This window comes from Amorphus coralli DSM 19760, from assembly GCF_000374525.1.
GTDB lineage: Bacteria > Pseudomonadota > Alphaproteobacteria > Rhizobiales > Amorphaceae > Amorphus > Amorphus coralli.
Genome location: NZ_KB894570.1, coordinates 364617 through 390301 on the forward strand (window position 1 = coordinate 364617; position 25685 = coordinate 390301).

17 protein-coding genes are annotated in these 25685 nt (G+C 66.6%); 9 read left to right on the forward strand and 8 right to left on the reverse strand.

The genetic code is table 11. From position 1 onward, the window contains the following. Nucleotides 1-216: 216 nt before the first annotated feature. Nucleotides 217-3720, forward strand: a complete 3504-nt coding sequence (locus C507_RS20045) for an indolepyruvate ferredoxin oxidoreductase family protein (RefSeq protein ID WP_051089669.1) — start codon at nucleotides 217-219, stop codon at nucleotides 3718-3720. Nucleotides 3721-3723: 3 nt separating this feature from the next. Here C507_RS20045 and C507_RS0101660 read toward each other — a convergent pair whose 3' ends face one another. Both C507_RS0101660 and C507_RS0101665 read right to left on the reverse strand, forming a co-directional pair. Beyond that, nucleotides 3724-4731 (reverse strand): P1 family peptidase, encoded by a 1008-nt coding sequence (locus C507_RS0101660; RefSeq protein ID WP_018697911.1) that lies wholly within the window; start codon nucleotides 4729-4731, stop codon nucleotides 3724-3726. Between the two features lie 101 nt (nucleotides 4732-4832). Next, nucleotides 4833-6068, reverse strand: a complete 1236-nt coding sequence (locus C507_RS0101665; RefSeq protein WP_018697912.1) for a hypothetical protein — start codon at nucleotides 6066-6068, stop codon at nucleotides 4833-4835. Nucleotides 6069-6278: 210 nt separating this feature from the next. On the opposite strand from C507_RS0101665, the gene glmU reads away from it, so the two are divergent. The 3 genes from glmU (at nucleotide 6279) to C507_RS0101680 (ending at nucleotide 10575) form a co-directional block, all read left to right on the forward strand. After that, a complete protein-coding gene (glmU, locus tag C507_RS20050; RefSeq protein ID WP_018697913.1) occupies nucleotides 6279-7625 on the forward strand; it encodes a bifunctional UDP-N-acetylglucosamine diphosphorylase/glucosamine-1-phosphate N-acetyltransferase GlmU in 1347 nt (448 codons plus the stop codon). A 121-nt stretch (nucleotides 7626-7746) separates the two neighbouring features. Further along, a complete protein-coding gene (glmS, locus tag C507_RS0101675; RefSeq protein WP_018697914.1) occupies nucleotides 7747-9576 on the forward strand; it encodes a glutamine--fructose-6-phosphate transaminase (isomerizing) in 1830 nt (609 codons plus the stop codon). A gap of 159 nt (nucleotides 9577-9735) precedes the next feature. Further along, entirely contained in the window at nucleotides 9736-10575 is an 840-nt protein-coding gene (locus C507_RS0101680; RefSeq protein WP_018697915.1) for a DUF502 domain-containing protein, read from the forward strand. Here C507_RS0101680 and recG read toward each other — a convergent pair. Further along, nucleotides 10527-12623 carry an ATP-dependent DNA helicase RecG gene (recG, locus tag C507_RS0101685; RefSeq protein ID WP_018697916.1) on the reverse strand — a complete coding sequence of 699 codons (2097 nt, stop codon included), beginning with the start codon at nucleotides 12621-12623 and terminating at the stop codon, nucleotides 10527-10529. The two genes, C507_RS0101680 and recG, sit on opposite strands and share 49 nt — an antisense overlap. Before the next feature lie 171 nt (nucleotides 12624-12794). On the opposite strand from recG, the gene C507_RS0101690 reads away from it, so the two are divergent. From C507_RS0101690 to C507_RS20055, 3 genes are all read left to right on the forward strand, one after another. Beyond that, the gene (locus C507_RS0101690) at nucleotides 12795-13076 is read left to right on the forward strand and encodes an FAD assembly factor SdhE (protein WP_018697917.1); all 282 of its coding nucleotides are present in this window, start codon (nucleotides 12795-12797) and stop codon (nucleotides 13074-13076) included. 14 nt (nucleotides 13077-13090) lie between these two features. After that, on the forward strand, nucleotides 13091-16615 hold the full coding sequence (mfd, locus tag C507_RS0101695; protein WP_018697918.1) for a transcription-repair coupling factor: 3525 nt from the start codon (nucleotides 13091-13093) through the stop codon (nucleotides 16613-16615). A 298-nt stretch (nucleotides 16616-16913) separates the two neighbouring features. Beyond that, complete coding sequence (locus C507_RS20055) at nucleotides 16914-18158, forward strand: alpha/beta hydrolase (protein ID WP_018697919.1); 1245 nt, start codon at nucleotides 16914-16916, stop codon at nucleotides 18156-18158. 12 nt (nucleotides 18159-18170) lie between these two features. Here the strand turns inward: C507_RS20055 and C507_RS0101705 are convergent, their stop codons facing one another. Continuing rightward, nucleotides 18171-18869 (reverse strand): DsbA family oxidoreductase, encoded by a 699-nt coding sequence (locus C507_RS0101705; RefSeq protein WP_018697920.1) that lies wholly within the window; start codon nucleotides 18867-18869, stop codon nucleotides 18171-18173. A gap of 75 nt (nucleotides 18870-18944) precedes the next feature. Next, a complete protein-coding gene (locus tag C507_RS0101710; protein ID WP_018697921.1) occupies nucleotides 18945-20801 on the reverse strand; it encodes an extracellular solute-binding protein in 1857 nt (618 codons plus the stop codon). Between the two features lie 271 nt (nucleotides 20802-21072). On the opposite strand from C507_RS0101710, the gene C507_RS0101720 reads away from it, so the two are divergent. Next, on the forward strand, nucleotides 21073-21714 hold the full coding sequence (locus C507_RS0101720; protein WP_018697922.1) for an invasion associated locus B family protein: 642 nt from the start codon (nucleotides 21073-21075) through the stop codon (nucleotides 21712-21714). A 321-nt stretch (nucleotides 21715-22035) separates the two neighbouring features. Here the strand turns inward: C507_RS0101720 and hspQ are convergent, their stop codons facing one another. From hspQ to C507_RS20065, 3 genes are all read right to left on the reverse strand, one after another. Continuing rightward, nucleotides 22036-22371 (reverse strand): heat shock protein HspQ, encoded by a 336-nt coding sequence (gene hspQ / locus C507_RS0101725; protein ID WP_018697923.1) that lies wholly within the window; start codon nucleotides 22369-22371, stop codon nucleotides 22036-22038. A gap of 74 nt (nucleotides 22372-22445) precedes the next feature. Beyond that, nucleotides 22446-23492 (reverse strand): HpcH/HpaI aldolase/citrate lyase family protein, encoded by a 1047-nt coding sequence (locus tag C507_RS0101730; protein ID WP_018697924.1) that lies wholly within the window; start codon nucleotides 23490-23492, stop codon nucleotides 22446-22448. 82 nt (nucleotides 23493-23574) lie between these two features. Further along, on the reverse strand, nucleotides 23575-24510 hold the full coding sequence (locus C507_RS20065; RefSeq protein ID WP_018697925.1) for a lysophospholipid acyltransferase family protein: 936 nt from the start codon (nucleotides 24508-24510) through the stop codon (nucleotides 23575-23577). A gap of 211 nt (nucleotides 24511-24721) precedes the next feature. Between C507_RS20065 and C507_RS0101740 the strand changes: the two genes are divergently transcribed. Continuing rightward, nucleotides 24722-25681: an AEC family transporter gene (locus C507_RS0101740; protein ID WP_018697926.1), complete on the forward strand. Its 960-nt coding sequence runs from the start codon at nucleotides 24722-24724 to the stop codon at nucleotides 25679-25681. The last annotated feature ends 4 nt before the right edge of the window (nucleotides 25682-25685 follow it).

The window sequence follows — 25685 nt, forward strand, 5'->3', positions numbered from 1 at the left end:
TCAGTCTTCTCATTTGTGCACCCTGCGCCGCGAGGATAGCACAGAAATTCCCTCGAATGAGAACAAACTATCCTTCTGAAGGCAGGCGAGGGCGGCATCCGTCCGTTCGCCCGCCCGACGGCAGGCCGGACATGGCCTCCCGGATCCGTGAAAATGGCCGGGCAACCAAAGGCTGATCGGGCGCGTTTCCACACATCGGGATTTGCGGGAGGCCATATGACGGCACAACCGGTCAGCGTATCCTTGGACGACAAGTACAGGTTGGAGCGCGGCACCGTCTACATGACGGGGATTCAGGCGCTCATGCGTGTCGGCCTCGATCAGATCCGCGCGGACCGCGAGGCCGGCCACCGGACCGGGGGATTCTACTCTGGATACCGCGGCTCGCCGCTAGGCGGCCTCGACAAGGAACTTGCGCGCGAAAAGACGTTGCTCGGCGAGCACGACATCGTCTTCACGCCCGGCGTCAACGAGGAGCTCGGCGCGACCGCCGTCTGGGGTACCCAGAAGGTGGGCCTGCACGGCAAAGGCTCCACACACGAGGGCGTCTTCGGCATCTGGTATGGCAAGGCCCCGGGCGTCGACCGCGCCAGCGACGCGCTGAAACAGGCGAATGCCAGCGGCACCGCGCCGCTTGGCGGCTGTCTGGCGCTCTGCGGCGACGACCACCTTGCCAAGTCGTCGATCCTGCCGGCCCAGAGCGAGTTCGGCCTGCTCAACTTCGAAATGCCGATCCTCAACCCGTCCGATCTCCAGGACGTGCTCGACTACGGCCTGCACGGCCTCGCCATGTCGCGCTTTTCCGGCCTGTGGACCGGCATTCTCTGCCTTGCGGACACGATGGATTCCTCCGGTCTCGTTTCCGTCGACCCGGAGCGGCTTGCCATCGTCACACCCGATGAGCACGACCCGCGTCGCGAAGCGGATATCAACCGGGTTCTCCTGCTCAAGAACCGGCTGGAAACCGAACGCGTCCTTCGAGAGCACAAGCTGCCCGCGGCGCAGGCTTACGTCCGGGCCAACGGGCTCGACCGTGTCGCTTTCGGTTCGCATTGCCCCCGCTACGGCATCGTGACCTCCGGCAAGGCCTACCGCGACCTGCGCCAGGCCTTCGAGCTGCTCGGCATCGACGAGGCGGTCGCGCGGCGCATCGGGCTCGCCGTCTTCAAGGTCGCCATGCCGTGGCCGCTTGAGCCCTCGCGGATCGCAGCCTTCGCCCGCGGCCTCGACCGGCTGATGGTGGTCGAGCACAAGCGCGCCTTCATGGAGCCGCAGATCAAGGAGCTGCTTTACGGTTGGCCTGAAGATCAGCGCCCGCGCATCTGGGGCAAGAAAACGCCGGACGGCGCGCCGTTCCTCTCCGACGTGCTGGAGCTGCCGGCTCCTGAAATCGTCGAGGCGCTGCTCGCGTTCGTGCCGGAGGTCCAGGACGACGGCGCCATGCGCTCGGTGGCGGAACGCCTCGTCATGCGTTCCGCCTGGGCCGGCGGCCATGCCGAGAAGGCGCAGCGGTCGGCCTATTTCTGCGCCGGCTGTCCGCATTCTTCGTCCACGGTGGTGCCGGAGGGGGCCCGTGCCCAGCCGGGTATCGGCTGCCATGCGATGACCGAAATCAACGGCCGCACCACCGACGGCCAGATCGCCATGGGCGGCGAGGGTGTCCTGTGGGTCGGCCAGCAGCCTTTCTCCAACGACACCCACATGTTCGTGAACCTCGGTGACGGGACCTATTTCCACTCCGGCATCCTGGCGATCCGTCAGGCCGTCGCCGCCAACGTTCCGATCACCTACAAGATCCTGTTCAACGACGCCGTCGCGATGACCGGCGGTCAGCCCTTCGACGGGCCGCTGTCGGTTCCGCAGATTTCCCGCCAGTTGGCGGCAGAGGGCGTCGAGAAGATCGTCGTGTTGTCCGAGCGACCGCATCTCTACGAGGGCGTCACCGACCTCGCTCCCGGCACGCCGGTGCGTGACCGCGGTGAATTGATGCCGACCCAGGAGGAACTGGCCGCTTATCCTGGCGTCTCCGCCATCATCTTCGACCAGACCTGCGCGGCGGAGAAGCGTCGCCGCCGCAAAAAGGGCGGCTACGAGGACCCCGACAAGCGGCTGTTCATCAACTCCCGTGTCTGCGAGGGCTGTGGCGACTGTTCCGTTCAATCGAACTGCATCGCGGTGGAGCCGCTCGAGACCGAGTTCGGCCACAAGCGGCGCATCAACCAGTCGAGCTGCAACAAGGACTTCTCCTGCGTGAAGGGCTTTTGCCCGTCCTTCGTGTGGGTCGAAGGCGCCGATCTGGTCACCGCGGAAGACGCCCACCTCGATATCGACGCGATGGCCGCCCGGCTCGCTCGACCCACGCCCGACGTTCCCACCGCCACACGCAACATCCTCGTCGCCGGCATCGGTGGCATGGGCGTCACCACCGTCGGCGCGGTAATGGCCATGGCCGGTCACATCGACGGCCTCAACGTCACCACGCTCGACGTTACCGGCCTGGCCCAGAAGAACGGACCGGTCACATCGCATCTGCGTATTGGACCGAAGGGGCGGGACATCGAAGGCCCGCGCATCCCGACCGCCAGCCTCGACGTGCTGCTCGCCGCCGACATGCTGGTGGCCTGCTCGGCCGACGTGCTGGGTCTGGCCGAAGCCGAGGGTACAGCGACGGTTGCCAACACCCATGTCGCGCCGACGGCCGAGTTCGTCATGAAGCAGACGCTCTCCTTCGAGGAGGCGCGCCTGAAGAAGACGCTCGAAGAGGGCAGCCGCGACTTTACAGCCGTGGACGCGGCCGACCTTGCCGAGCGCCTGATGGGCGACGCGCTCTACACCAACATGATCCTCGCCGGCGCCGCCTGGCAGAAGGGCGAGATCCCTCTTTCCTTCGAGGCGATCGAGACGGCAATCCGTCTGAACGGCGCAGCGGTGGACAAGAACCTCAAGGCGTTTGCCGTCGGTCGCGTGGCCGCCGCCGATCCCGGAGCGCTCGCCGAGGCGCTGCCGAAAGAGGAGCATCCGGAGGAAGAGTCCCTCGATCAGCGTATCGCGGTGTTGTCGGAGGAACTCGTTCGCTACCAGGGGCACGGCTATGCCCGCCGCTTCCGCGATCTTGTTGCGAAGGTGAGGATCGCCGACGAGGAGAGGGGGCAGGGCACCCTGCGGCTGACCAGGACGATCGCGGAAAGCCTCTACAAGGTGATGGCCTACAAGGACGAGTACGAGGTGGCGCGCCTTTACTCCGAGCCTGCTTTCAAGGCCCGGCTCAAGGACACCTTTCGCGATCCCAAGCGGCTTTCCGTCATGATGGCGCCGCCGCTCCTGTCGAAGACCGACCCCGCGACGGGGCGCCCGAAGAAACGCGCCTTCGGACCGTGGATCTTCTCTGCCTTCCGTGTGCTTGCCGCCCTGAAACCGCTGCGCGGCACGCCACTGGATCCGTTCGGTTATTCCAGCGAACGCAAGGCCGAGCGAGCCCTGATTGCCCGCACTCGCGCCGACGTCGACCTGATCCTCTCCCACTTGGGCGACGCCAACTACGGTCTCCTTGTCGAGATCGCCCGTATCCCGGACCAGATCCGGGGTTACGGACCGATCAAGGAAGCCGCTATGGAAGCGGCGGACCGAAAGCGCGCGATGCTCCTGTCCCGCCTGGAGGCCAATGAGCCGGACAACCCTGCCGCGCCGACGAGGCGCGTCATCCTGGAGGCGGCGGAGTAAACGTCAGCCGAACCGCTCCTGCCAGGTGGAGAGCGTGTCGCCCTCGGCGGCATGCGCGGCATGCACCCCGCGTGCAATCGCTCGTGCAAGCGTCGCCGCGGCCGCCGCTCCCAGTTCGATGGGTTCGAACAGAGCGTCCGCGATGGGCCGCTTGCCCGTCGACAGCGCAAAGATCGTGTCGCCATCATAGGGCGTGTGCGCCGGCCACAGTGCCCGGGCAAAGCCGTCATGGGCGGCAATCGCAAGCCGCTTGGTCTGCGCCTTGGTCAGCGTGGCATCGGTGGCCACGACTGCGATGGTGGTATTGGCGCCAGCCTTGACGGAATCGAGCTTTGTGATGAGCCGGCTGGCGTCCGCCGGCAGCGGATGCGGCATTCCGCGATTGCCGTATTCCCCGTCGAGCTCGAAGGGCGCGGCCCAGAAGTGCTCGCCGCTGGCGATTGTTGCGGTCCCGACGGCGTTCACCCCGACGATCGCCGCGATCGTATGGCCGCTCGGCAGAACCGTGGAAGCGGAGCCGAGCCCCCCCTTGAGGTCGGCGGTGGTGCAGCCGGTGCCCAGACCCACCGTGCCGATCCGGTCGTCGTTCGAAGAGGCAGCGCGGACGGCCGTTGCGCCGAGATCGCGATAGGGCGGAACATCGCCCCACGCCTTGTCGCCTCCATTGGCGAGGTCGAACACGATTGCCGTCGGAGCGATGGGGACCCTGAAGCCGACGACCTCGGCACCGCGGCCCATCGCGGCGAGTGCTGCCAGCGCGCCGTCTGCGGATGCCAGCCCGAACGCGGAGCCACCCGACAGCACAATCGCGTCCACTGCCGGTATCATCTGCTCCGGCGCCAGGAGGTCCGTTTCCCGGGTCCCCGGTGCGCCGCCGAGGACGGCGACGGACGCGACCGCCGGTTCGTCCGGTACGACCACCGTGACACCGCTCTTCACCCGGTGGTCCTCGGCGTGGCCCACGGCCAGCCCGGCAACGTCGATGAGGTGATTGCGCGGTCCCGGTCGCATGGGAGGGGGCCTCTCTCGTTGATCCTGTCTGAAACGAAAACGCCCGCCGACCGGGATACCGGTGCGGCGGGCGCGAAGTCGCCTCGTGGCGGGCAGACGCCTTACTGGTCGGTGGCGCCGTCTGGCGTCGGCTGGCCCGCCGTGGCGCCGGTCTGCGGCTCGTTGGCCGTCACGTCGACGGCCAGCACCGTCGGCAGCGTCTGGGGCGCCATCATCACCGTTCCGACGAGCTGGGCGAACGGCACCGGCTGCTGCGGGTTGGCGGTGATCTCCAGCGACCCCGGGGCCGCAAGGAACGCCTTGAGCGCCGCGGAAACCGTCTCCTCGAAGGGCTTGTTCTCCAGCATCGCCAGCATCTGGCTGGCCTGCATGTTCAGCGTGTCGATGAACTCCGCCTTGGTGACGTCCTGCTCCTTGGCGGCAAGCGTCATGGCCCGCTCAGCCAGCGAGCTGTCGTCGTAGCGGATCGCCAGGTTGGAGACGCTGACACCCTGCATCGCCTGAATCAGCTGGTTGAAGTCGTTGTCGTCGCGCTGAAGCTGGGCGAGCACGTCCGGCGTGAAGCCGAGGAACCGGCCGGAGATCGAGACTGTGCCCATGTCCTCCGCGGTGATGGTCAGCTCGTCGAGCGTCGTGGTCCCGTCGGCCTCGACCCAGTCGGCCGTGGCGGTGGCACCGATCACCACCTTGTCGTAGCCGAGGTCGGTGAGCTGCTTCCTGGTGTCCTCGTCATCGAGGGTTTCGGTGTCGACCACCGCGTTCTCGATGGTCAGCGTTCCGCCGCGCGGCTCTCCGTCGTCGGTGCGCTCGGTGACCTGGGCAACGATCTTGCCGATTGGCAGCGTCGAACCACCTTCATCGGTGAAGACGATTTCGGTCAGCTCGGCGCGTTCGTAGTTGGTGATTCGCGAGCTCGGGTCGTCGGAGGCGTCGGCATCCGCCTCGGTCGGAATCTCCGGCTCGGTCAGAAGCAACGACTTCGCCGTCATCGTGGCGGGGTCGTCGTCCTGCTTCATCGTGATGTCGTCGATCTGGACCCGGTCGGCCGAAAGCGCGTCGTCGGCACCGACCGTGCCATTTTCGATCGCGGTCGAGCCAAGTTCGGCGGATCCGCCACCATCCTCGCCGGTGAACACGACGTTGATGCCGTTGATCGTCACCGTCGATCCGGATTCTTCGACGCCGTCATAGGTCAGCGAGCCGCCGTCCTGGGGCTCGATGGCGGAAAGGAAGGCGTCCGCGACGGTGTTGCCGGAGGGGTCGAAGGCGAGGGCGGGCGGCGTGGCGACCAGTACGATCGCAAGCGCGGCAGAACCGGAAACCCGGAGAGAATTCATGTGAGGACCTCTGGAAATTGGTTCGGTCTGGACGTGGCCTGCGCCCATGGCGCGGTGAACCCCAGCATGGCTGCTAATGTGGGCGAGGAACACGACCAGAGCAAGACAACCGTGCTTGATCAGTGATTTGCGTCACGCTCTTGACGGAAGCCCGGCCTCTCGACACGTTCTGGCCTCCCATTCCGTAGACAGCGCAGATCGAGGGACCCGATGACCGAGCGCTCCTGCCTGGCGATCATCCTGGCGGCTGGCGAGGGCACGCGCATGCGCTCCCAAACGCCCAAGGTTCTGCACGAGATTGCCCGTCGGCCGATGATCGGCCACGTGCTCAAGGCAGCCGAGGCGGCCGACGTCGCGCGGCGCGCCGTCGTGGTCGGCCATGGCGCCGAAACCGTTGCCAAGGCCGTCACGGCCTTCGATCCGGCCGCCGCCGTCTTCGAGCAGACCGAGCGTCTCGGAACCGCTCACGCCGTCAGAGCGGCGTCCCCCGCCGTGACCGACGACCTCGACGACGTCGTGATCCTTTACGGCGACGTGCCGCTCGTGACGTCCGACACCGTTGCCCGGCTCCGCGCTGGCCTTGCCGCCGGGGCCGACCTTGTCGTGCTTGGCTTCGAGGCGCAGGACCCGTCCGGCTATGGCCGGCTGGTCATGGAGGATAGAGCCTTGGTCGCCATCCGCGAGGAGCGTGAGGCAAGCGACGCGGAACGTGCCATCACGCTCTGCAACTCCGGCATGCTCGCCGTCCGCGCTGGTCGGCTTTTGCCGCTTCTGGAGGCGATCGGCAACGACAATGCCAAGGGCGAGTACTACCTGACCGACGCCATCGCGATCGCCCGGCAGGAGGGGCTCGTCGTCTCCGTCGAGATCACCGCCGAAGCCGAACTGATGGGCGTCAACGATCGGGCTCAGCTCGCTGCGGCCGAGGCCGCGTTCCAGGCCAGTGCACGCCAGCGCCTGCTCGCGTCCGGCGTGACCTTGCAGGTGCCGGACACGGTGATCATCTCTGCCGACACCGTGATCGAGCCTGATGCCGTGATCGAGCCCCACGTGGTATTCGGCCCAGGCGTCAAGGTCGGAACCGGCGCAGCGATACACGCCTTCAGCCATCTCGAGGGCGCCGTGGTCGAGGCCGGCGCCTCGATCGGTCCCTACGCTCGTCTGCGCCCCGGCAGCGTGGTGCGTGAGAAGGGCAAGATCGGCAACTTCGTGGAGACCAAGAACACCGAGGTCGGCGTCGGCGCGAAGATCAACCACCTGAGCTACGTCGGCGATGCGTCCGTGGGCGCCGGGGCGAACATCGGAGCCGGGACCATTACCTGCAACTATGATGGTGTCTCGAAATTTCGCACGGTGATCGGGGAGGGAGCGTTCATCGGCTCCAACTCGGCCCTGGTTGCCCCGGTGACCATCGGCGACACCGCTTATGTGGGAACCGGAAGCGTCATCACGGACGACGTCCCTGCAGCTTCTCTGGCCATTGCGCGCGGGCGCCAGGTGGTCAAACCGGACCGCTCTCCGATCGCGGCGCGCGGTGAAAAGCCGAAGCCTGCCTGAGGATCCGGCCGAACCGGTCACACTTCGCAATCTGGATTGATTCACACCTCGATGGCGCCACCGGTTATCACCCTGCCGGATCGCATCTGTGCTGAGTCGGATCGGAAGAGGCCTCTCTCGTATGTGTGGAATCGTTGGTGTTCTCGGCCGTGAGCCGGCTGCCCCGCTGCTGCTCGACGCCCTGAAGCGGCTCGAGTACCGGGGCTATGATTCGGCCGGTATCGCCACTCTCGGTGCCGGAGGGCATGTCGAGAGGCGGAGGGCGGCCGGCAAGCTCCGCAACCTCGAGAAGGTGCTGGATGGCGATCCGATGATCGGCACCGCCGGTATCGGCCATACGCGGTGGGCTACACATGGCGCACCGACGGAAGCCAATGCCCATCCGCACGTGGCGGGTCGCGTCGCCGTCGTCCACAACGGCATCATCGAAAATTATCGGGCCCTGCGGGACGAACTTGTCGCAAGCGGCGCCCGCATCGAGAGTGACACCGACACCGAGATCATCGCCCATCTGCTCAACGGGGCGCTGGACCGCGGCCTGGCGCCGGAAGCCGCGGTGCGGACCGTGCTCGGCAAGCTGCAGGGCGCTTATGCGCTCGCTATCGTTTTCGAGGGCGAGGACGACCTGATCGCAGCGGCGCGCGTGGGCAGTCCGCTCGCCATAGGCCTTGCCGAGGACGGAACCTATCTGGGCTCCGATGCCATTGCGTTGGCGCCCTTCGCGGATCGGCTGATCTATCTGGAGGAGGGCGACTGGGCCCTCCTCAGCCGCGGCGGCGTCCGGATCTTCGACGAAACCGGAGCCGAAACCCGCCGGGAGGATACCCCGACGCCCGCCAGCATCTCTCTCGCCGAGAAAGGCAACTATCGTCACTTCATGGCGAAGGAGATCCACGAGCAGCCAGCCGTGCTCGGTCACACCTTCGGCAACTATGTCGACCTTTCCGAAGAGACCGTCCGGTTCGACGAGGCGGCTTCCATCGATTTCCGCGGTGCGCAGCGGATCGCCATGTCCGCCTGCGGCACCGCCTACTATGCCGGGCTGATCGGCCGCTACTGGCTGGAGAAACTCGCTCGCATCCCGGTCGATATCGATATCGCGTCGGAATTCCGCTATCGCGAGACGCCGCTGGCACCCGGCAATCCGGCCCTGTTCATTTCCCAGTCCGGCGAGACCGCCGACACGCTCGCGTCCCTGCGTTATTGCAAGGCCGGCGGACAGACCATCGCCAGCATCGTTAACGTGCCGACGTCCTCGATCGCGCGCGAATCCGACGTGGTGATGCCGACTCTGGCCGGCCCGGAGATCGGGGTTGCCTCGACCAAGGCCTTCACCTGTCAGCTGGCGGTGCTCGCCTCGCTGGCCGTGCATGCGGCGCAGGCTCGCGGAACGCTCGGGCCGGACGCCCTCAAGGCTGCGGTTCGTGCGCTCGCTGAGACACCGGGATACGTAGCCGATGCGCTGCGGCAGGAGGCCGAGATCGAGCGCATCGCCCGGGATCTGTCGCACGCGAAGAACGCGCTCTATCTGGGACGAGGGACGAGCTTTCCGCTGGCGCTAGAGGGTGCGCTCAAGCTGAAGGAAATCTCCTACATTCATGCCGAGGGCTACGCGGCCGGCGAGCTCAAGCACGGCCCGATCGCTCTCATTGACGAAGAGATGCCGGTGGTCGTGGTCGCCCCTCATGACGCGGTCTTCGAGAAGGTCGCTTCCAACATTCAGGAGGTCGCGGCGCGCGGCGGCAGAATCATCCTCATCACTGACGAGCGCGGCGCCAACGAAGCCGGCTCGGATGCCCACGAGACCATCGTGATGCCTACCGTACCAGAGCTGGTCGCCCCGATTGTTCACGCCGTGCCGGTGCAGCTGCTTGCCTACCATGCGGCCGTCTTCAACGGCACGGACGTCGATCAGCCGCGGAATCTCGCCAAGTCCGTCACCGTGGAGTAGGGCCGTTCTGCTCGGAGAGAATTGTTCCCCTCTGCCGCGGAAAAATCCTGCTGGTCTTCGTCTTGCTTCTCCTGTCTTTTGAAGAGATCCCCGGTGAAGGATCGACCGCGCCGCTGCCCTCGCGCGACGCCGACCGTCAGCTGGCACCGGATTGGGAAGATGCGACGCTCGATGAAAAAGACGCCGGATAGCGACGGGTCAGGCCCGCCCCTGAGGCCGCGCAATACCTTCTGGGCACGGCTCAGGAACTATTTCCTGACGGGCGTGGTCTTCGCCGCGCCGCTGGCCATCACCTTTTTGATTACCTGGTCTTTCGTGCGTTGGGTCGACCGATGGGTAAAGCCGTTCATCCCGGCCCGCTACAATCCGGAGACCTATCTCGACTTTCCGGTCCCCGGCATCGGACTGATTGTTGCCCTCGTCGGGCTGACCCTACTCGGGTTTCTCACTGCGAATATCTTCGGCCGCACCGTCCTGTCCTTCGGCGAGCAGATGCTCAACCGGATGCCCCTGGTGCGCAATATCTACAAGGCGCTCAAGCAGATCTTCGAAACCGCGCTGTCGGAGCGCGAGCGATCCTTCCAGCAGGCCGGGCTCATCGAGTATCCGCGCAAGGGCATCTGGTCGATCGTCTTCATCTCTACTCAGGCTAAGGGAGAGGTGGCGCACCGCCTGTCGGAGAAGGACAACGACTTCATTTCCGTCTTCCTGCCGACGACGCCCAACCCGACATCCGGCTTCCTGCTCTATGTTCCGCGCAAGGATGTCAGGCTTCTCGATATGAGCATTGAGGATGCTGCAAAGCTGGTGATCTCGGCCGGGCTCATCACGCCGGAGTTCGTCGAGAAACACCAGCTGTCGCTCGCAGCCGGAGTCGATGTGGACGGCGGCGGTCAGCCAGGCGCGACGGGGATCGATCCCGATGACCCCGACCGACCGGATGAGCCAAATCAGCCGGCCCGCAGCAGGCGGACCGCTTCATCGCGTTCGAACAGGTAGAGCAGCATCCTGAGCGCTTGTCCGCGCTCGCTCGTCAGCTCCGGATCTGTCTCGATGATCAGTCGGGCGTCATCGTGCGCCGCGGCAATGAGGTCGCCGTGGGCCTCCGGAACGGCAAGCCGGAACCCTGGAACGCCGCTCTGGCGGGTGCCGAGAAGCTCCCCTTCGCCGCGCAGACGCAGGTCCTCCTCTGCGATCACGAACCCGTCTTCGCTGTCGCGCATGACGGTCAGCCGGCCCTTCGCCGTCTCGCCGATCGAGTCCTTGTAGAGGAGCAGGCAGACGGACCGCCGCTGTCCGCGACCCACGCGGCCGCGCAGCTGGTGGAGTTGGGCGAGCCCGAACCGTTCGGCGTGCTCGATCACCATGATGGTCGCGTCCGGCACATCCACGCCGACTTCCACCACCGTGGTCGAAACGAGCACCTTGAGATCACCGTCGCGGAACCGGCCCATCACCTCGTCGCGGTCGGCGGCCTTCATCTTGCCGTGGACGAGTCCGACGGTGTCGCCGAGGCGGGCTTGCAGAACCCGGTGGCGCTCTGTCACCGCCGAGAGCTCCACCACGTCGGAATCCTCGACGAGGGGGCAGATCCAATAGGCTTTCTCGCCGCGCTCCAGCGCTGCCTGCAGACGGTCCACCACGTCGTCGAGGCGCGACAGCGGCACCGTGCGCGTATCGACGGGCGTGCGGCCCGGCGGCTTCTCCGTCAGCCGGGAGACGTCCATGTCGCCGAAGGTCGTCAGCACCAGCGTGCGCGGGATCGGCGTCGCCGTCATCACCAGCACGTCGCTGGACGGACCCTTTTCCGACAGGGCAAGCCGCTGATGGACACCGAACCGGTGCTGTTCGTCGACGATCACGAGGCCGAGATCGCGAAACGTCACGTCCTCCTGGAACATGGCGTGCGTGCCGATCACCACATCGACCGAGCCGTCGTCCAGGCCGGCGCGCGTCCTGTTGCGATCCCCCGCCGGCATGCCGCCCACGAGCAGCCGGCAGGAGATGCCGAAACGGGCAAACAGAGGGCCGATCGCCTCGAAGTGCTGACGGGCCAGAAGCGCCGTGGGCGCCATGAGTGCGGCCTGCGCGCCGCTCGTCACGGTCATGGCGATGGTTTCGATGGCCACCGCCGTCTTGCCGGATCCGACGTCACCCTGCAGCAGGCGCAGCATGCGATGCGGGGCGGCCACGTCCTCGGCGATCTCTTTCAGCGCCAGGCTCTGCGCTCCGGTCAGGGCGAACGGCAGGGCGCTGCGGATGGCGGCGACCCGGTCCTTGTCCCAGGCGCGCGCCTGGCCCGACTGTCTGCGGATCCTCCGGCGGATCAGGGCAAGGGCCAACTGGCCAGACAGGATTTCGTCGTAGGCAAGCCTCAACCGGGCGGGCGCGGCCGGTGCCACGTCCGTCTCGTCCTTGGGGTGATGGAGGCACTGCAGTGCCTCGTGAAAGGTCGGGAAGCCGTTCTTTGTAAGCCAGCCCCTGTCTTGCCATTCGGGTAGTTCGGGAACGCTGGCAAGGGCACCGGCGATGGTCTTGGCGAGCACCCGCGCCGTAAGCCCCTCGGTCAGGGGGTAGATCGGTTCGATGGTGGGGAGGTCGTCCTCGTCCTCCGGCGCAACGATGTGATCAGGATGCACCATCTGCGGTCGGCCGGAATACCATTCGAGCTTTCCCGACACGACGCGCGTCTCGCTTTCGGGAAGCAGCCGCTGCAACCATTCGGGCTGCGCGCGGAAGAACACGATCGCCAGTTCACCGGTCTCGTCGGTCGCGAAGACCCGGTAAGGCGCGTTCCGCCGTTTCGGCGCTTCGTGCCGGCCGATCCGCACCGTCAGCGTCGCGATCGCACCGTGCGGGGCGGTGGCGATCTCGGGGCGGGCGCGTCGGTCGAGCACGTCGACGGGCAGGTGAAAGAGCAGATCGGCAACCCGGGGCTCGCCGGTTCCTCGGCCGAGAAGCCGGGCATAGTGCTTCACGGTCTTCGGCCCGACCCCGCCCAGGTCGGACAGGTCGCGAAAAAAGGGATTGAGTTCGGCAGGTCGCATCGGGCATTCACGGGGCTTCGCGCGGCGGCACGCGCCTGCGCCAGACGGGCGCATCCGGTCGCGGTCACTCGCATCCGACAGCGCACGTACCACGTAAGAGCCGGGAAGGCACCGATCCCGCGCCAAGCCGACCATGGCAGCCACGCGCGCCTCAGCAGCAGGAGTTTCCCGATGACCGGAACCACGCGCTCTTCCGCCGGGTTGGATGTGCGACGGCGCAAGCTACTGTTTCACGCCTGGCACCGGGGCACGCGCGAGATGGATCTGCTTCTCGGCCGGTTCGCCGACGCGCATGTTGGCGATCTGAGCGACGCAGACCTGGAGGCCTTCGAGGCGCTGATGTCGGTGCCGGATCCCGACCTCTACAACTGGATCTCGGGCCGCGCGGACATTCCGGACAACTGGAACGGCGCCTTCCTGCGCAGGATCATCGACTTCCACGAACCCTCCTGACCCGACACGACCCGATGGCCAAACGCGCATCCTCTTCCGTTTCCGCTTCCATTCGCCCGGCTCCGGGCCGGACCGCCACCGTTGCCAACGTCCCGGACGGACTGGAAGGTCTTGTCCTGGCCGATCTCGCACGCGGCGGTAGCGGTGCGCCCGCCATCCTCTTCGTCGCCCGCGATGGCCAGCGCCTGCAGGCGGTACAGGATTCGCTTGCCTTCTTCGCGCCGGAGATCGAAACGCTGGAGTTCCCGGCCTGGGACTGCATGCCCTACGACCGGGTGTCGCCGAACCCTGCGGTTCAGGCCCGTCGGATGGCCGCGCTTGCACGCCTCGTCGCCCGCGATCCCTCCGATGTTCCGGCGGTGGTGCTGACCACCGCCAACGCCATCGTCCAGCGCCTGCCGCCGCGCGACTGGGTGGAGACCGACGTCTGGTCTGCGGCCGCCGGCAACCAGATCGAAATGGAGAGCCTGGTCCGCTGGGTGGATGCGAACGGCTTCCTGCGTACGCCAACGGTGCGCGAGCCGGGCGAATACGCTGTGCGCGGTGGCATCGTCGATCTCTACGCGCCGGGCGCAGAGGCGCCCGTTCGACTCGACTTCTTCGGCGACACGCTGGAATCCATCCGCCCCTTCGATCCGGAGACCCAGCGCACCACCGGCCAGCAGAGACGCCTCGATCTCGTCCCGATGAGCGAGGTGGTGATCGGGCCGGAGATCATCACCTGCTTCCGCTCCGCCTACCGGGAGCAATTCGGCGCGCCGTCGCGCGACGATCTTCTCTACACTTCGGTCAGCGAGGGTCGGCGCCATCCCGGCATCGAACACTGGTTGCCGCTCTTCCACGATCACCTCGACACGCTGTTCGCCTACACTGGCGAAGCGCTAACCGTGCTCGACCATCTTGCCGACGAAGCGATCGGCAACCGCCTGGCCGAGGTCGCCGACCACTACGAGGCCCGGCGCGAAGGCGTTGGCGGGGGGCAGGGCGGCGCGCCCTACAATCCGGTCGAGCCCGACAGCCTCTACCTGTCCGAGAGCGCGCTGAAGGCAGCAGTGAGCACCAATGGCGCCGTCCGGCTGACGCCGTTCCTGGTGCCCGAGACGGCCGAGACAGGCCCGGTGTCCGACGCCGCAGGTCATGTCGGCCGCACCTTTGCCGCCGAGCGTGCGGCGGAGAACACCAACGTCTTCGACGCGCTGGTCCAGCATGTCGCCGGGCTGCGCAAGGCGAAGAAGCGGGTGGTCATTGCCGCCTGGAGCCTTGGCTCGCGCGACCGGCTGCAGCAGGTGCTGGCCGATCATGGTCTGGAGACCATGACGCCGGTTGCCAGCTGGCGCGAGGTGCTCGACCTGCCGCCGGCAACGGTTGCGCTGGCCGCGCTGGGCATCGAGACCGGCTTCGAGACCGACACGCTTGCCGTCATCGCCGAGCAGGACGTGCTCGGTGATCGACTGGTCCGCGGCAAGCGCCGCAAGCGTTCCAACGCCGATGTCCTGACCGAGGCCTCCAGCCTTGCCGAGGGCGATCTCGTCGTCCACGCCGACCACGGGATTGGCCGGTTCATCGGCTTGAAATCCATCGAGGCCGCCGGCGCACCGCACGACTGCCTGGAGCTCGCCTATCACGGCGGCGACAAGCTGTTCCTGCCGGTTGAGAATATTGAGCTCCTTTCGCGCTACGGATCCGACGAGGCGGAGGCGCAACTCGACCGGCTGGGCGGCGGGGCCTGGCAGGCGCGCAAGGCGCGCATGAAGCAGCGGATCCGCGAAATGGCGGATCAGCTGATCAAGATCGCGGCATCGCGGGCCATGCGCAACGCGCCGGTCATCGAACTGCCGTCGGGCGTTTACGACGAGTTCGCCTCGCGCTTTCCCTACGAGGAGACCGACGACCAGCTTGGGGCAATCGACGCCGTCTTCGACGACCTGGCCGCCGGCAAGCCCATGGACCGCCTGGTCTGCGGTGATGTCGGCTTCGGCAAGACCGAGGTCGCGTTACGAGCCGCCTTCGTCTCCGCCATGACCGGCCGGCAGGTGGCCGTGGTTGTGCCCACCACGCTGCTTTCGCGCCAGCACTTCAAGACCTTCACCGAACGCTTCAAGGGGCTTCCGATCCGGGTCGCCCAGGCCTCCCGGCTGGTCTCCACCAAGGAGATGAACCAGGTCAAGGCTGGGCTTGCCGACGGCTCCATCGACATCGTGGTCGGCACCCATGCGCTGCTTGGCAAGGGCATCCAGTTCCGCGATTTGGGCCTGCTCATCGTCGACGAGGAGCAGCACTTCGGCGTGAAGCACAAGGAACGGCTGAAGGAGATCAAGTCGGAGGTCCATGTCCTCACGCTCTCCGCCACGCCGATTCCGCGAACGCTTCAGTTGGCGCTCACGGGCGTGCGGGAACTGTCCCTGATCGCCACGCCGCCGGTGGACCGGCTCGCGGTGCGGACCTTCGTGTCGCCGTTCGATCCGCTGGTGGTGCGCGAGACGCTGCTGCGCGAGCTCTATCGCGGCGGCCAGTCCTTCTATGTCTGCCCGCGCGTTTCCGACCTCGCCGAGCAGAAGGCCTTCCTGGACGAGACGGTGCCTGAGGTTAAGGTCGCGGTCGCCCACGGCCAGATTCCGGCCGGCGAGCTGGAAGACATCATGACGGCCTTCTACGAGGGCAAATACGACGTCCTTCTCTCCACCACGATCGTGGAATCCGGCCTCGATATTCCCACCGCAAACACGCTGATCGTCCATCGCGCCGACATGTTCGGCCTATCCCAGCTCTACCAGCTCAGGGGCCGCGTCGGCCGCTCCAAGCAGCGCGCCTATGCGCTCTTCACGGTGCCCGCCAACAAGACGCTGACTGCATCCGCCGAGCGCCGCCTCAAGGTTCTGCAGTCCCTCGATACGCTCGGCGCAGGCTTCCAGCTCGCCAGCCACGACCTCGATATCCGCGGCGCCGGCAACCTGCTCGGCGAGGAGCAGTCCGGCCACATCAAGGAGGTCGGCTACGAGCTCTACCAGCAGATGTTGGAAGAGGCGGTCGCGAGCCTGAAGAGCGGCGAGGCCGAGGACGACGAGCGCGAGTGGTCGCCGCAGATCTCCGTCGGCACGCCGGTGATGATCCCGGAGAGCTACGTGCCGGACCTGTCGCTGCGCCTGTCGCTCTATCGCCGCCTCGCCGACCTGACGGAAGCCGACGAGATCGACGCCTTCGCCGCCGAGATGGTCGACCGGTTCGGCCCGATCACCGAGGAGGTGGAGGCGCTCCTGAAGATCGTCTACATCAAGGGCTTGTGCCGGAAGGCCAACGTCGAAAAGGTCGACGCAGGGCCCAAGGGCCTCGTCATCGCGCTCCGCAACAACGAGTTTCCCAATCCGGAGGGGCTCGTCGCCTACATCGCCAATCAGAGCGTGCTGGCCAAGATGCGGCCCGACCACCGGCTGGTCCTGCAGCGCGACTGGCCGACCCCGGACGACCGCCTCAAGGGCACCGCGACGATCCTCTCCAAGCTCGCCCGCATCGCCGAGGACGGCCGCAAGCAGGCGGCCTGAGCGCTTCCAGGCAAAGTGGGAACCGGTTTGCCGTCCGGAAGCGCGGAGAAAGACAGCGCTTCCAGGCAAAGTGGGAACCGGTCTGCCGTCCGGAAGCGCTGAGTGACACAGTGCCTCCGGCTCGCCACCGCCTTCGCCCGGACACGGTGCGTCCTTCCTGCCTCAGTCGCGCAGGATTGCGCGGACGGGTTCGGTTCGGTCTGGACACGCGGTTCGCCGCACTGCACAGGTGAGGCTTCCGGACGGAAAGGGTGCGCGTGCCATGCGTTCAGCGAGCGGACGACGGTTTGGCCTTGCGATGGCTGCGCTTTGCCTGCTTGTGGCCAGCTGCTCGCGCCCCGAGGGCGTTCTGATCCCGTTCGAGGGCCAGATCGCCGGCACCGATGTGGTCGATCTGCTTGTGGCGACGACGCGCGTGCCCGACACGGAAGATGAGGGGTTCCTCTTCTCCGGCGACCGTGGGGAGATGGCCTACGCCGAGATCAGCGTCTCCATCCCGCCGGCCGGCGCCCGCAAGTCGGGCGAAATCCAGTGGCCAGACCAGCTGCCGCCCAACCCCGCGACCGATTTCGTCACCGTCGCCGCTGCGCGGGTCGACGAGGCCGCCGCCAACCGCTTTTTCGACCGCGAACTGGCCCGGTCGCGGGACCGGCACGTGCTGGTGTTCATCCACGGCTACAACAACCGTTTCGAGAGCGCGGTCTACCGTCTGGCGCAGATCGTCAACGATTCCGGCGCGCCCGTGGTGCCGGTTCTGTTCACCTGGCCGTCGCGGGGCAAGCTGCTCGCCTATACCTATGACCGGGAAAGCGCGAACTATTCCCGCGACGCGCTGGAGCGACTGCTCACCAACCTGGCGCGCAACCCGAAGGTCGATACGGTCAGCATCCTCAGCCACTCGATGGGCAATTGGGTGACGCTCGAAGCGCTGCGCCAGATGGCGATCCGCAACGGCCGCATCCTGCCGAAGATCCACGATGTGATCCTCGCCGCGCCTGATGTCGATGTCGACGTCTTTCGCACCCAGCTCGCCCAGCTTGGTGAGCCGCGGCCGAACTTTACCCTGTTCGTTTCGCGCCGGGACAAGGCGCTGGCGGTGTCACGCCGGGTGTGGGGCGGGACGCGTCTCGGGGCGATCGACCCGACCTCGGAGCCCTACAAGGACGAACTCCGCGACGCCGGCTTTGCCGTCGTCGACCTGTCGGAGGAGCAGACGTCGGACCGGCTCGGCCACAATACCTTTGCCGAGAGCCCGGAAGCGGTACAGCTGATCGGTCGCCAGCTCGAGACGGGCCAGGACCTCAACACCTATGATGTCGGCTTCGGCGAGAAGATCGGCGAGCTGGCGACGGCCACGGGAGCCAATCTCGGGGCCGCCACGGGACTGATCGTGACCGCCCCGCTGGCCGTCATCGACCCACGCACCCGCAACAGCTACGACGAGCGCGTGGAGCACCTCGGCCAGTCGATCGGCGATACCCTGCAAAGCGCCACGGAGCTTCCCGCCGGTGATGGCCCGCCGCCGATCGACGAACGGCGGTAGGGCGGGGCGTACCTACCGCTCCGGCCCGCCTTCCGCCGGCGGGCGGATGCCGGCCTGGCGTTCCTGGTAGGACTGGCGGATCGCGTCGGCGATCACAGTCGGATCCTGCGCGCCAAGCACCGCATAACGGTTGTCGATGATGAAGCAGGGCACGCCGGTGACCCCGATCTGCTGAGCCGTGGCGATCTCGTCCTTCACCGCCTCGCGATCGGCATCGCCGGCCAGGAGTGTCTCGACCACGGCGCCGTCCATGCCGGCCTCGGTTGCAGCCGTCACCAGCGTGGCCCGATCGCCGATATCGCCCCCTTCGAGGAAGTAAAGCGAGAACAGACGCTCCACGACCGCGTCCTGAACCCCTTCGACACCGGCCCAGCGAATGACGCGGTGGGCGTCGACAGTGCTCGGCGAGCGCGCGATATCCTCGAACGCAAACGCGATGCCCTCATCTTGCCCGGCCTCGCGGATGCTCGCGTAGATGGCCTCCGCCTCTTCCTTGCCGCCGAACTTGTCCGACAGGTAAGACTGCCGATCCTTGCCTTCCGGCGGCAGTGTCGGATCCAGCAGGAACGGCCGCCACGTCACCTTGACGTCGATGCCCTCGATGTCGGCAAGCGCGCGTTCCAGGCGGCGCTTGCCGATGAAGCACCAGGGGCACATGACGTCGGACACGACGTCGACGGAAATCGGTTCGATGGCTTGAGTATCGGCCAAGGGCTGCGCCTTTTTTCTGGCGGGCGGTAAGGGCTTGAAAGGCGCATGTAGGGTCCGGGATCGCCCGGCGAAACCCTATTCCGCGGATTGGGCCCACCACGTCTCCGGTTCCGCGCCTGTGAGGCTTGGCGTCTCCGGCTGGCGGATGCGCGTCCAGCGGGCGATCCACTGGTTCGGTGAGTGGTAGAGAGGCAGCGCGTAGAAACCTGACAGAAGCACCCGGTCGAAGGCCCGCACGGCGTCCACGAACGCTTCTCGCGTCCGGGCGGCCAGCATGGCGTCGATGGTGCCGTCGATGGCGGGATCGGCCGCGCCGCTGAAATTGTAGGACCCCTGCGCACCGGCCGCGGCCGAGCTCCAGCGAAAGAGCTGCTCGTTGCCCGGCGAAAGCGACGAGGCCCAGATCGCCTTGATGACGTCGTAGTCGAACGTCTGCAGCCGGGCTTGGTACTGGGCCGAATCCACGCTCCTGACCGAAATGTCGATACCGATCGGCTCGGCCATGCGGCGGAAGGCGAGGGCCAGGCGTTCGTCGGTGCGGGTCGTTACCAGGATCTCGAAGCCGAACGGGACGCCCGTCTCGGTATCGACGAGCCTCCCGTTGCGGATCTCGTAGCCGGCCTCCTTGAAGAGAGCGAGCGCCTTGCGCAGGTTCGCCCGGTCCCGACCGGAGCCGTCGCCCTGCGGGGGGCGCCAGGTTCCGGCAAGAATGTCCGGCCTGACCGCACCGGGCCAGGCATCCAGGATCTGCCGTTCGCTCTCGCTTGCGGGATGGCCGGTTGAGGCCAGCTCCGAGTTCGGAAAGAAGCTCGCGGTCCGCTCGTATTGTCCGTGAAGCAGGTTCTGATTGATCCACGGGAAATCGAACAGGTAACCCAGCGCTTCGCGGACCCTGATATCGGCGAACTGCGGGCGCCTCGTATTGAAGGCGAAAGCGCTCATGGCACGCGGCGTGCCGGTCTCCACGCGTTCCGCCTGGACGTCACCGTTTGCGACGGCCGGGAAGGTGTAGCCGGTTGCCCAGCGGGTCGGGTCGCTCTCCAGGAAGACGTCGACCAGCCCCTTCTTGAAGGCTTCGAAGAGCGCCGATTGATCGCGGAAATAGTCGAACCGGATCTCGTCGAAATTGTATCGGCCCCGATTGATGGGGAGATCGCTCCCCCAGTAGTCCGGATCGCGCGTGAGCACGAGGCGCTTGCCGGGATCGACGCTGGCCACGATGTACGGGCCGCTTCCCACCGGTGGGGCGAGGGTGGTCTGCTCGAAGGTCTCGGCGTCGTAGATGTGCGCGGGCAGGACGGGCATCAGCCCGAGGATCAGCGGCAACTCACGGTCCGTGCCGTCCTTGAAGACGAAGCGGACCCCGTTTCCGCCCACGCGCTCCACCCGGTCGATCTTGGAATAGTAGCTGCGGTGATTCGGCCTGCCATGGTCCCGCAGTGTCTCGAAGGAGAAGACGACGTCGTCGACGGTCACGGGTTCGCCGTCTGAAAAGCGCGCCTCGGGCCGAAGGTGAAAGGTGATGGAGCGGCGATCCTCCGGCACCTCGATGCGGTCCGCCAGAAGCCCGTACAGGCCAAAGGCCTCGTCCCGGTTCCGCTCAAGAAGGCTCTCGAAGACGTTATTGCCGTAGAACGCGTCGCGCAGGCCCGATGCCACCGCGCCACGCACGATGAACGGGTTCAGATTGTCGAAGGTGCCGAGCACGCCGTAGGTGATCCGGCCACCTTTCGGCGCGGCGGGATTGGCGTAGGGCAGGTGCGCGAAATCGGGCGGCAGGGCCGGCTCGCCCTGCATCGCGAGACCGTGAACCGGCGCAGCAGAGACCGCCTGGATGACGGACACGACGGCCAGAAAAGCAAGCGCGCCCAGTGCACTGGCGATCCCGTGAAGGATCGGCCCGCGGCACCGCCGGTGTTGCAAAAGGAACATAGCCGCATCCCGAATCGTTGCTCGGACGGGTTCGCCTGCCGGAAATCTCTAGCAAAGCTGCCGCATTGGTGCATCCGTTGCCGTGCTGGAAATTCGGCGCGCGGCCAGTTAGAAGGGCACGCGCTGGAGTTTCAGGAGGCTTATGGCCCGGCTTCGGCGGCACCGAGACCTTGGCGCGGGTGCGCCACGGCGATACAACCGCGGACGAGGGCTTCGGACCCGCGCTCGGCATCCCCGAGAGGCGGCCAGTTCAAACCCGGATGGAGTTCAAATGGCTGAGCGCAAGATGATGATGAAGGCCCCTGCGCGGACCGGCCTGTTGGTGGCCGGTGCGATCGCCGTCGCGGGCGCCATCTCCCCGGTCCAGGCGCAGACCGAGAGCGATAACCCGTGGGTGAAGGTGTGCAACACCGACCCGAATTCGAAGAAGGAAGTCTGCCTGGTCACCCAGGAGATCCGCACGGACAACGGCCAATTCCTGGCCTCCGTGGCGATCCGTGAAATCGCGGGCGAGGAGCGCAAGGTGCTCCTGTCGGCGGTTCCGGTGGGCATGCTGATCCAGCCCGGTCTGCGTGTGCAGATCGACGGCGGCAAGCAGGAGCAGGCGCGCTACTCGATCTGCTTCCCGAACGCCTGTTACGCCGAACTGGTGGTGGACGCGGGCTTCGTGAGCCAGCTGAAGGCGGGCGGCCAGCTCAAGCTGACCACGCTGAACCAGCAGGCGAAGCCGGTGAATTTCGACGTGACGCTGAAGGGCTTCACCGCAGCCTATGACGGCGCGGCGCTCGACCCGCAGGCTCTCCAGCGCCAGCAGGAACAGCTCCAGGAAGAGCTGAACCGGAAGGCCCAGGAGGCCCGCCAGCGGCTCATCGAAGAGCAGAACAAAGCCAGCGACGCCGCCGAGGGCAACTGATACGACAGACGTCCAGGCGGGGCGGCCGGTCCTCGGTCATCCCGCCCGTCTGTGGATGCTGGCCGCTTGGCTGCCGTCGGTTTCCTGCATCGATCAGAAAAAGGCGCGGCCCGCGGGTCGCGCCTTTTTTGTGCGCGCGCCCGGATGCGCGCGCAAGTCCGGCTGCGGCGATGCGCAGCGACCATTCTGTCAATGAAATTATCGGGTTAGGGCAGACTGCTGAAGAAGACGGCGGCCGAGGTGCGGTGCTGCGCAATCGTGCGCGATCCTGCGCGTTTCTGCGCAGACGCGCGCAGTGACCGCAGGCGGCGAGGACGCAACTCAGTGCCGGCGGCTTTCCCGCGCCTGGTAGACCCCATCCTCGTGCCGGCTGAACATCTCGGCCACCTGGGGGTGGCGAATCGGCTCGCCCGACTCGTCGGGGACAAGATTCTGTTCCGAGACGTAAGCGACGTACTCCGTCTCCGCGTTCTCGGCGAACAGGTGATAGTAGGGCTGGTCCTTGGCAGGCCGGATGTCTTCCGGGATCGCCTGCCACCATTCCTCGGTGTTCGCGAAGGTCGGGTCGACATCGAAGATCACGCCGCGGAACGGATAGATGCGGTGCCGGACGATCTGGCCGATCTGGAATTTTGCAGTGCGCACGTTCTCGCTCATCCGCGGAAACCTCGGTTAGCCCCTCCTAAACAATCCCCCCACACGTCGCAACATATGCGATGCCGGTTAAGGAGTTAAAACCCGTACGTGGCGGCGAGTTCCGGGTCTTTTTCAGCCACCTGCCGGGCGAGATCGACGATAACCTTGGCCTGTTTCCAGGTGGCGTCGTCCTGCATCTTGCCATCGAGCATCACCGCGCCGCTGCCGTCCGGCATGGCGTCGAGGATGCGCCGGGCGAAGGCCACCTCGTCTGGATCGGGGCTGAACACCCGCTTGGCGATATCGATCTGGCTGGGGTGCAGCGACCAGGCGCCGACGCAGCCCATCAGGAAGGCGTTCTGGAACTGCGCCTCGCAGGCGTCCGGGTCCTGGAAGTCGCCGAAGGGGCCGTAGAACGGCTTTATGCCGGCCGTGGCGCAGGCATCGACCATGCGGCCGAGGGTGTAGTGCCAGAGATCCTGCTGGTAGGAGCCGCGGGGGGCCCCGCCGCTGCCGTCCGGATCGGCGAGGACCCGGTAGCCGGGATGTCCGCCACCGACGCGGGTGGTCTTCATGCGCCGCGATGCGGCGAGATCGGCCGGGCCGAGGCTCATGCCGTGCATGCGTGGGCTCGCCTGGGCGATCGCCGCGACATTCTCCACGCCCTCCGCCGTCTCGAGGATGGCATGCAGCAGGATCGGCTTCTCGATGGCGTGCTTCGCCTCGAGCTGGGCGAGGAGCTGGTCGAGATAGTGGATGTCCCACGGTCCGTTGACCTTCGGCACCATGATGACGTCGAGCCTGTCGCCAATGGCCGGAACGATCTCCAGCACGTCGTCGAGCATCCACGGGCTGTCATAGGAGTTGATGCGGGTCCACAGGCCCGTGGCGCCGAAATCGGTCGACCGCGCCATCTCGATGAAACCCTGGCGCGCGGCGAGCTTCTGGTCGGCGGGGATCGCGTCCTCAAGATTCCCGAGAACAACGTCCACCTTGCCGGCGAGCTCCGGCACCTTGGCCCGGACCTTCTCGATGTGCGGCGGCACGAAGTGGATCATCCGCTCCAGGCACACCGGCAGCGTCCGGTACGGGGCAGGGGCCCCCACCGCCAGGGGTTCGAAAAAGGCGCGGGATGTCTTCATCGGGTCCTCCTGTGCGGCCGGCTCTCCGGCGCGGCTTTCCCCGGATCATGCCGATGCTGCAGCGCAATACAAGCCCCGGTGGTCAGTCGGCCGCAGCTTCCCCCGACGACATGTCCTCGGGCCTGAGCGCCCACTTGCGGTGCGACCACATCCACTGGCCGGGATACTGGCGGATCCAGTACTCGAACACGTCGTGAATGGACTGGGTCGTCTCCCGAACGTCGAGGGCCCGGTCGCCGCTGCGGGTCTGCTCGATCTCCTTCAGGTGGAGGCGGAAGCGGACGCCTCCGGTCCGCACCATGCAGCCGGCCACGATCGGATATCCGGCCATGCGGGCAAGACTGGCCGGGAACGGATTGGCGTAGGCCGGTCGGTCGAAGAAGGTGACCTTGATGCCGCGGCGCTCCCTGAGATCGGCCAGAAAGCCGACCGAGCCACCGGAGCGGACGATGGAAACCAGCTTGCGGGAGGTGGCGTGGCCCTTCGGGTACAGCCCGCCGGCATAAAGCGGCAGGCGCAGGCTGCGGATGTAGCGGTCCACCAGCGGGTTCTGGATCGCCTGGTAGGTGCCGGCCACCGAGACGTTCTTGCCGAGGGCGGGGAGGGCGGCGATCTCCCAGTTGCCGAGATGCAGGGAGACGAACACGCACCCGGTCCGCGCCAGCCGCCGGTAGCGTTCGACATCGTCGGGCAGCTCGAACCGGTCGAGATCGGTGGCGAACCGGTCGACATGGGCGCCTTCAGCGGTCACGCGGCCGAGATTTTCCCAGCTGTCCAGTGCGATGCGTTCGCGCGCGTCCTCCGACAGTTCCGGGAAGGCAAAGGCCAGGTGTTCGCGCACCCGGGAATGGCGGTGAAGCCGAGGTGCCACCGCCCGCCAGAGCGTGCCGCTGATGGCCGAGGCCGTCTCCAGCGGCATGGCGCGGATTGGCAGCAGCGCCGCGCGCAGGCCGGCATACTCCGCCCGCATCCTGAGCGGGCCGAAGGGCGGCGGATAATCGGGCGAGGTGATCGTCAAGGCAGGGTCCGGAACATGTGGTCTTTTATGCCCGTCCGGGGCTGCGGCGGGCCGGCGACGGGTAGGGCAGTTTAACGCCCCCTGTCCACTGCCTTACGGCAACGGCGCGGGACGGATCTGTCGATGGGCTTTGCGGGCCCTTGCAATTCGGCTACCGATTTCAGGCCCACACCTTGCCGCCCGAAACCCGAAAACCGCAGCCCGCGCTCCCATGCAGCACGTCATTTCGCTGGCCTTTCCCTTCTTCGGCCTGATCTTTCTCGGCTACTTTGCCGGCAAACTGATGGGCCTCGCGACAGACGGGCTGGCGTGGCTGAACTTCTTCGTCATTTACCTGGCACTGCCGGCGCTGTTCTTCCAGCTTCTCTCCGAAACACCCATCGAGCAGCTTGGCAGCTGGAGCTTCATCATCTCCACGACGGTGGTGACGTTCGCCATGTTCGCGCTCGCCTTCGGTGTCGGCTATCTGCGCACCGGCGGCGACATCCGCGTGTCCTCGATCCAGGGCCTCGTCGGCTCCTATTCCAACATCGGCTACCTGGGGCCGGGCCTGACGCTGGCAGCGCTCGGGCCGGCCGCCACGGTGCCCACCGCGCTGATCTTCTGCTTCGACAGCGCGCTTCTGTTCGTAATCGTGCCGATCCTCATGTCCATCGGCCATCGCGAGGAAGAGGGCTGGGGCCGGACCGCCTTCACCATCGTGAAGCGAATCCTGACGCATCCGTTCATTCTGGCGACCATCGCGGGCATTGCCGCCGCGGCGATCGACTTCCAGCCGCCCGAGGCCGTCGACCGGCTCCTGACCATGCTGCGCGGTGCCGCTGCGCCGTGCGCCCTGTTCGCCATCGGCGTCACGGTGTCGAGCCGCTCGATCCGCCGCGTCGAGGCGGAACTGCCGGCGCTGCTCGCCATCAAGCTCCTGATCCACCCGGTGGTGATCTTCCTGGTTTTGAGCTGGGTCGGGGGTATCGACCCGCTCTGGATCGCCACGGCGGTGCTGATGGCCGGCCTTCCGCCGGCGACCAACTGTTTCGTCCTGGCGAGCCAGTACAAGGTCTACGTGGAGCGCGCCTCCAGCGCGGTGCTCATCGGCACCATCGCCTCCGTGGCGTCGGTGACGGCCCTGCTCTACCTGGTGACCAACGACATGCTGCCGACGGGGCTGTTCTGAGGCG

Coding starts and splice junctions, on each gene's coding strand:
- C507_RS0101740 (WP_018697926.1), top strand. CDS start 24,722: ATGCAGCACGTCATTTCGCTGGCCTTTCCCTTCTTCGGCCTGATCTTT.
- mfd (WP_018697918.1), top strand. CDS start 13,091: ATGGCCAAACGCGCATCCTCTTCCGTTTCCGCTTCCATTCGCCCGGCT.
- C507_RS0101660 (WP_018697911.1), bottom strand. CDS start 4,731: ATGCGACCGGGACCGCGCAATCACCTCATCGACGTTGCCGGGCTGGCC.
- C507_RS0101710 (WP_018697921.1), bottom strand. CDS start 20,801: ATGTTCCTTTTGCAACACCGGCGGTGCCGCGGGCCGATCCTTCACGGG.
- glmU (WP_018697913.1), top strand. CDS start 6,279: ATGACCGAGCGCTCCTGCCTGGCGATCATCCTGGCGGCTGGCGAGGGC.
- C507_RS0101690 (WP_018697917.1), top strand. CDS start 12,795: ATGACCGGAACCACGCGCTCTTCCGCCGGGTTGGATGTGCGACGGCGC.
- recG (WP_018697916.1), bottom strand. CDS start 12,623: ATGCGACCTGCCGAACTCAATCCCTTTTTTCGCGACCTGTCCGACCTG.
- C507_RS20045 (WP_051089669.1), top strand. CDS start 217: ATGACGGCACAACCGGTCAGCGTATCCTTGGACGACAAGTACAGGTTG.
- hspQ (WP_018697923.1), bottom strand. CDS start 22,371: ATGAGCGAGAACGTGCGCACTGCAAAATTCCAGATCGGCCAGATCGTC.
- glmS (WP_018697914.1), top strand. CDS start 7,747: ATGTGTGGAATCGTTGGTGTTCTCGGCCGTGAGCCGGCTGCCCCGCTG.
- C507_RS0101720 (WP_018697922.1), top strand. CDS start 21,073: ATGGCTGAGCGCAAGATGATGATGAAGGCCCCTGCGCGGACCGGCCTG.
- C507_RS0101680 (WP_018697915.1), top strand. CDS start 9,736: ATGCGACGCTCGATGAAAAAGACGCCGGATAGCGACGGGTCAGGCCCG.
- C507_RS0101665 (WP_018697912.1), bottom strand. CDS start 6,068: ATGAATTCTCTCCGGGTTTCCGGTTCTGCCGCGCTTGCGATCGTACTG.
- C507_RS20055 (WP_018697919.1), top strand. CDS start 16,914: ATGGCTGCGCTTTGCCTGCTTGTGGCCAGCTGCTCGCGCCCCGAGGGC.
- C507_RS0101730 (WP_018697924.1), bottom strand. CDS start 23,492: ATGAAGACATCCCGCGCCTTTTTCGAACCCCTGGCGGTGGGGGCCCCT.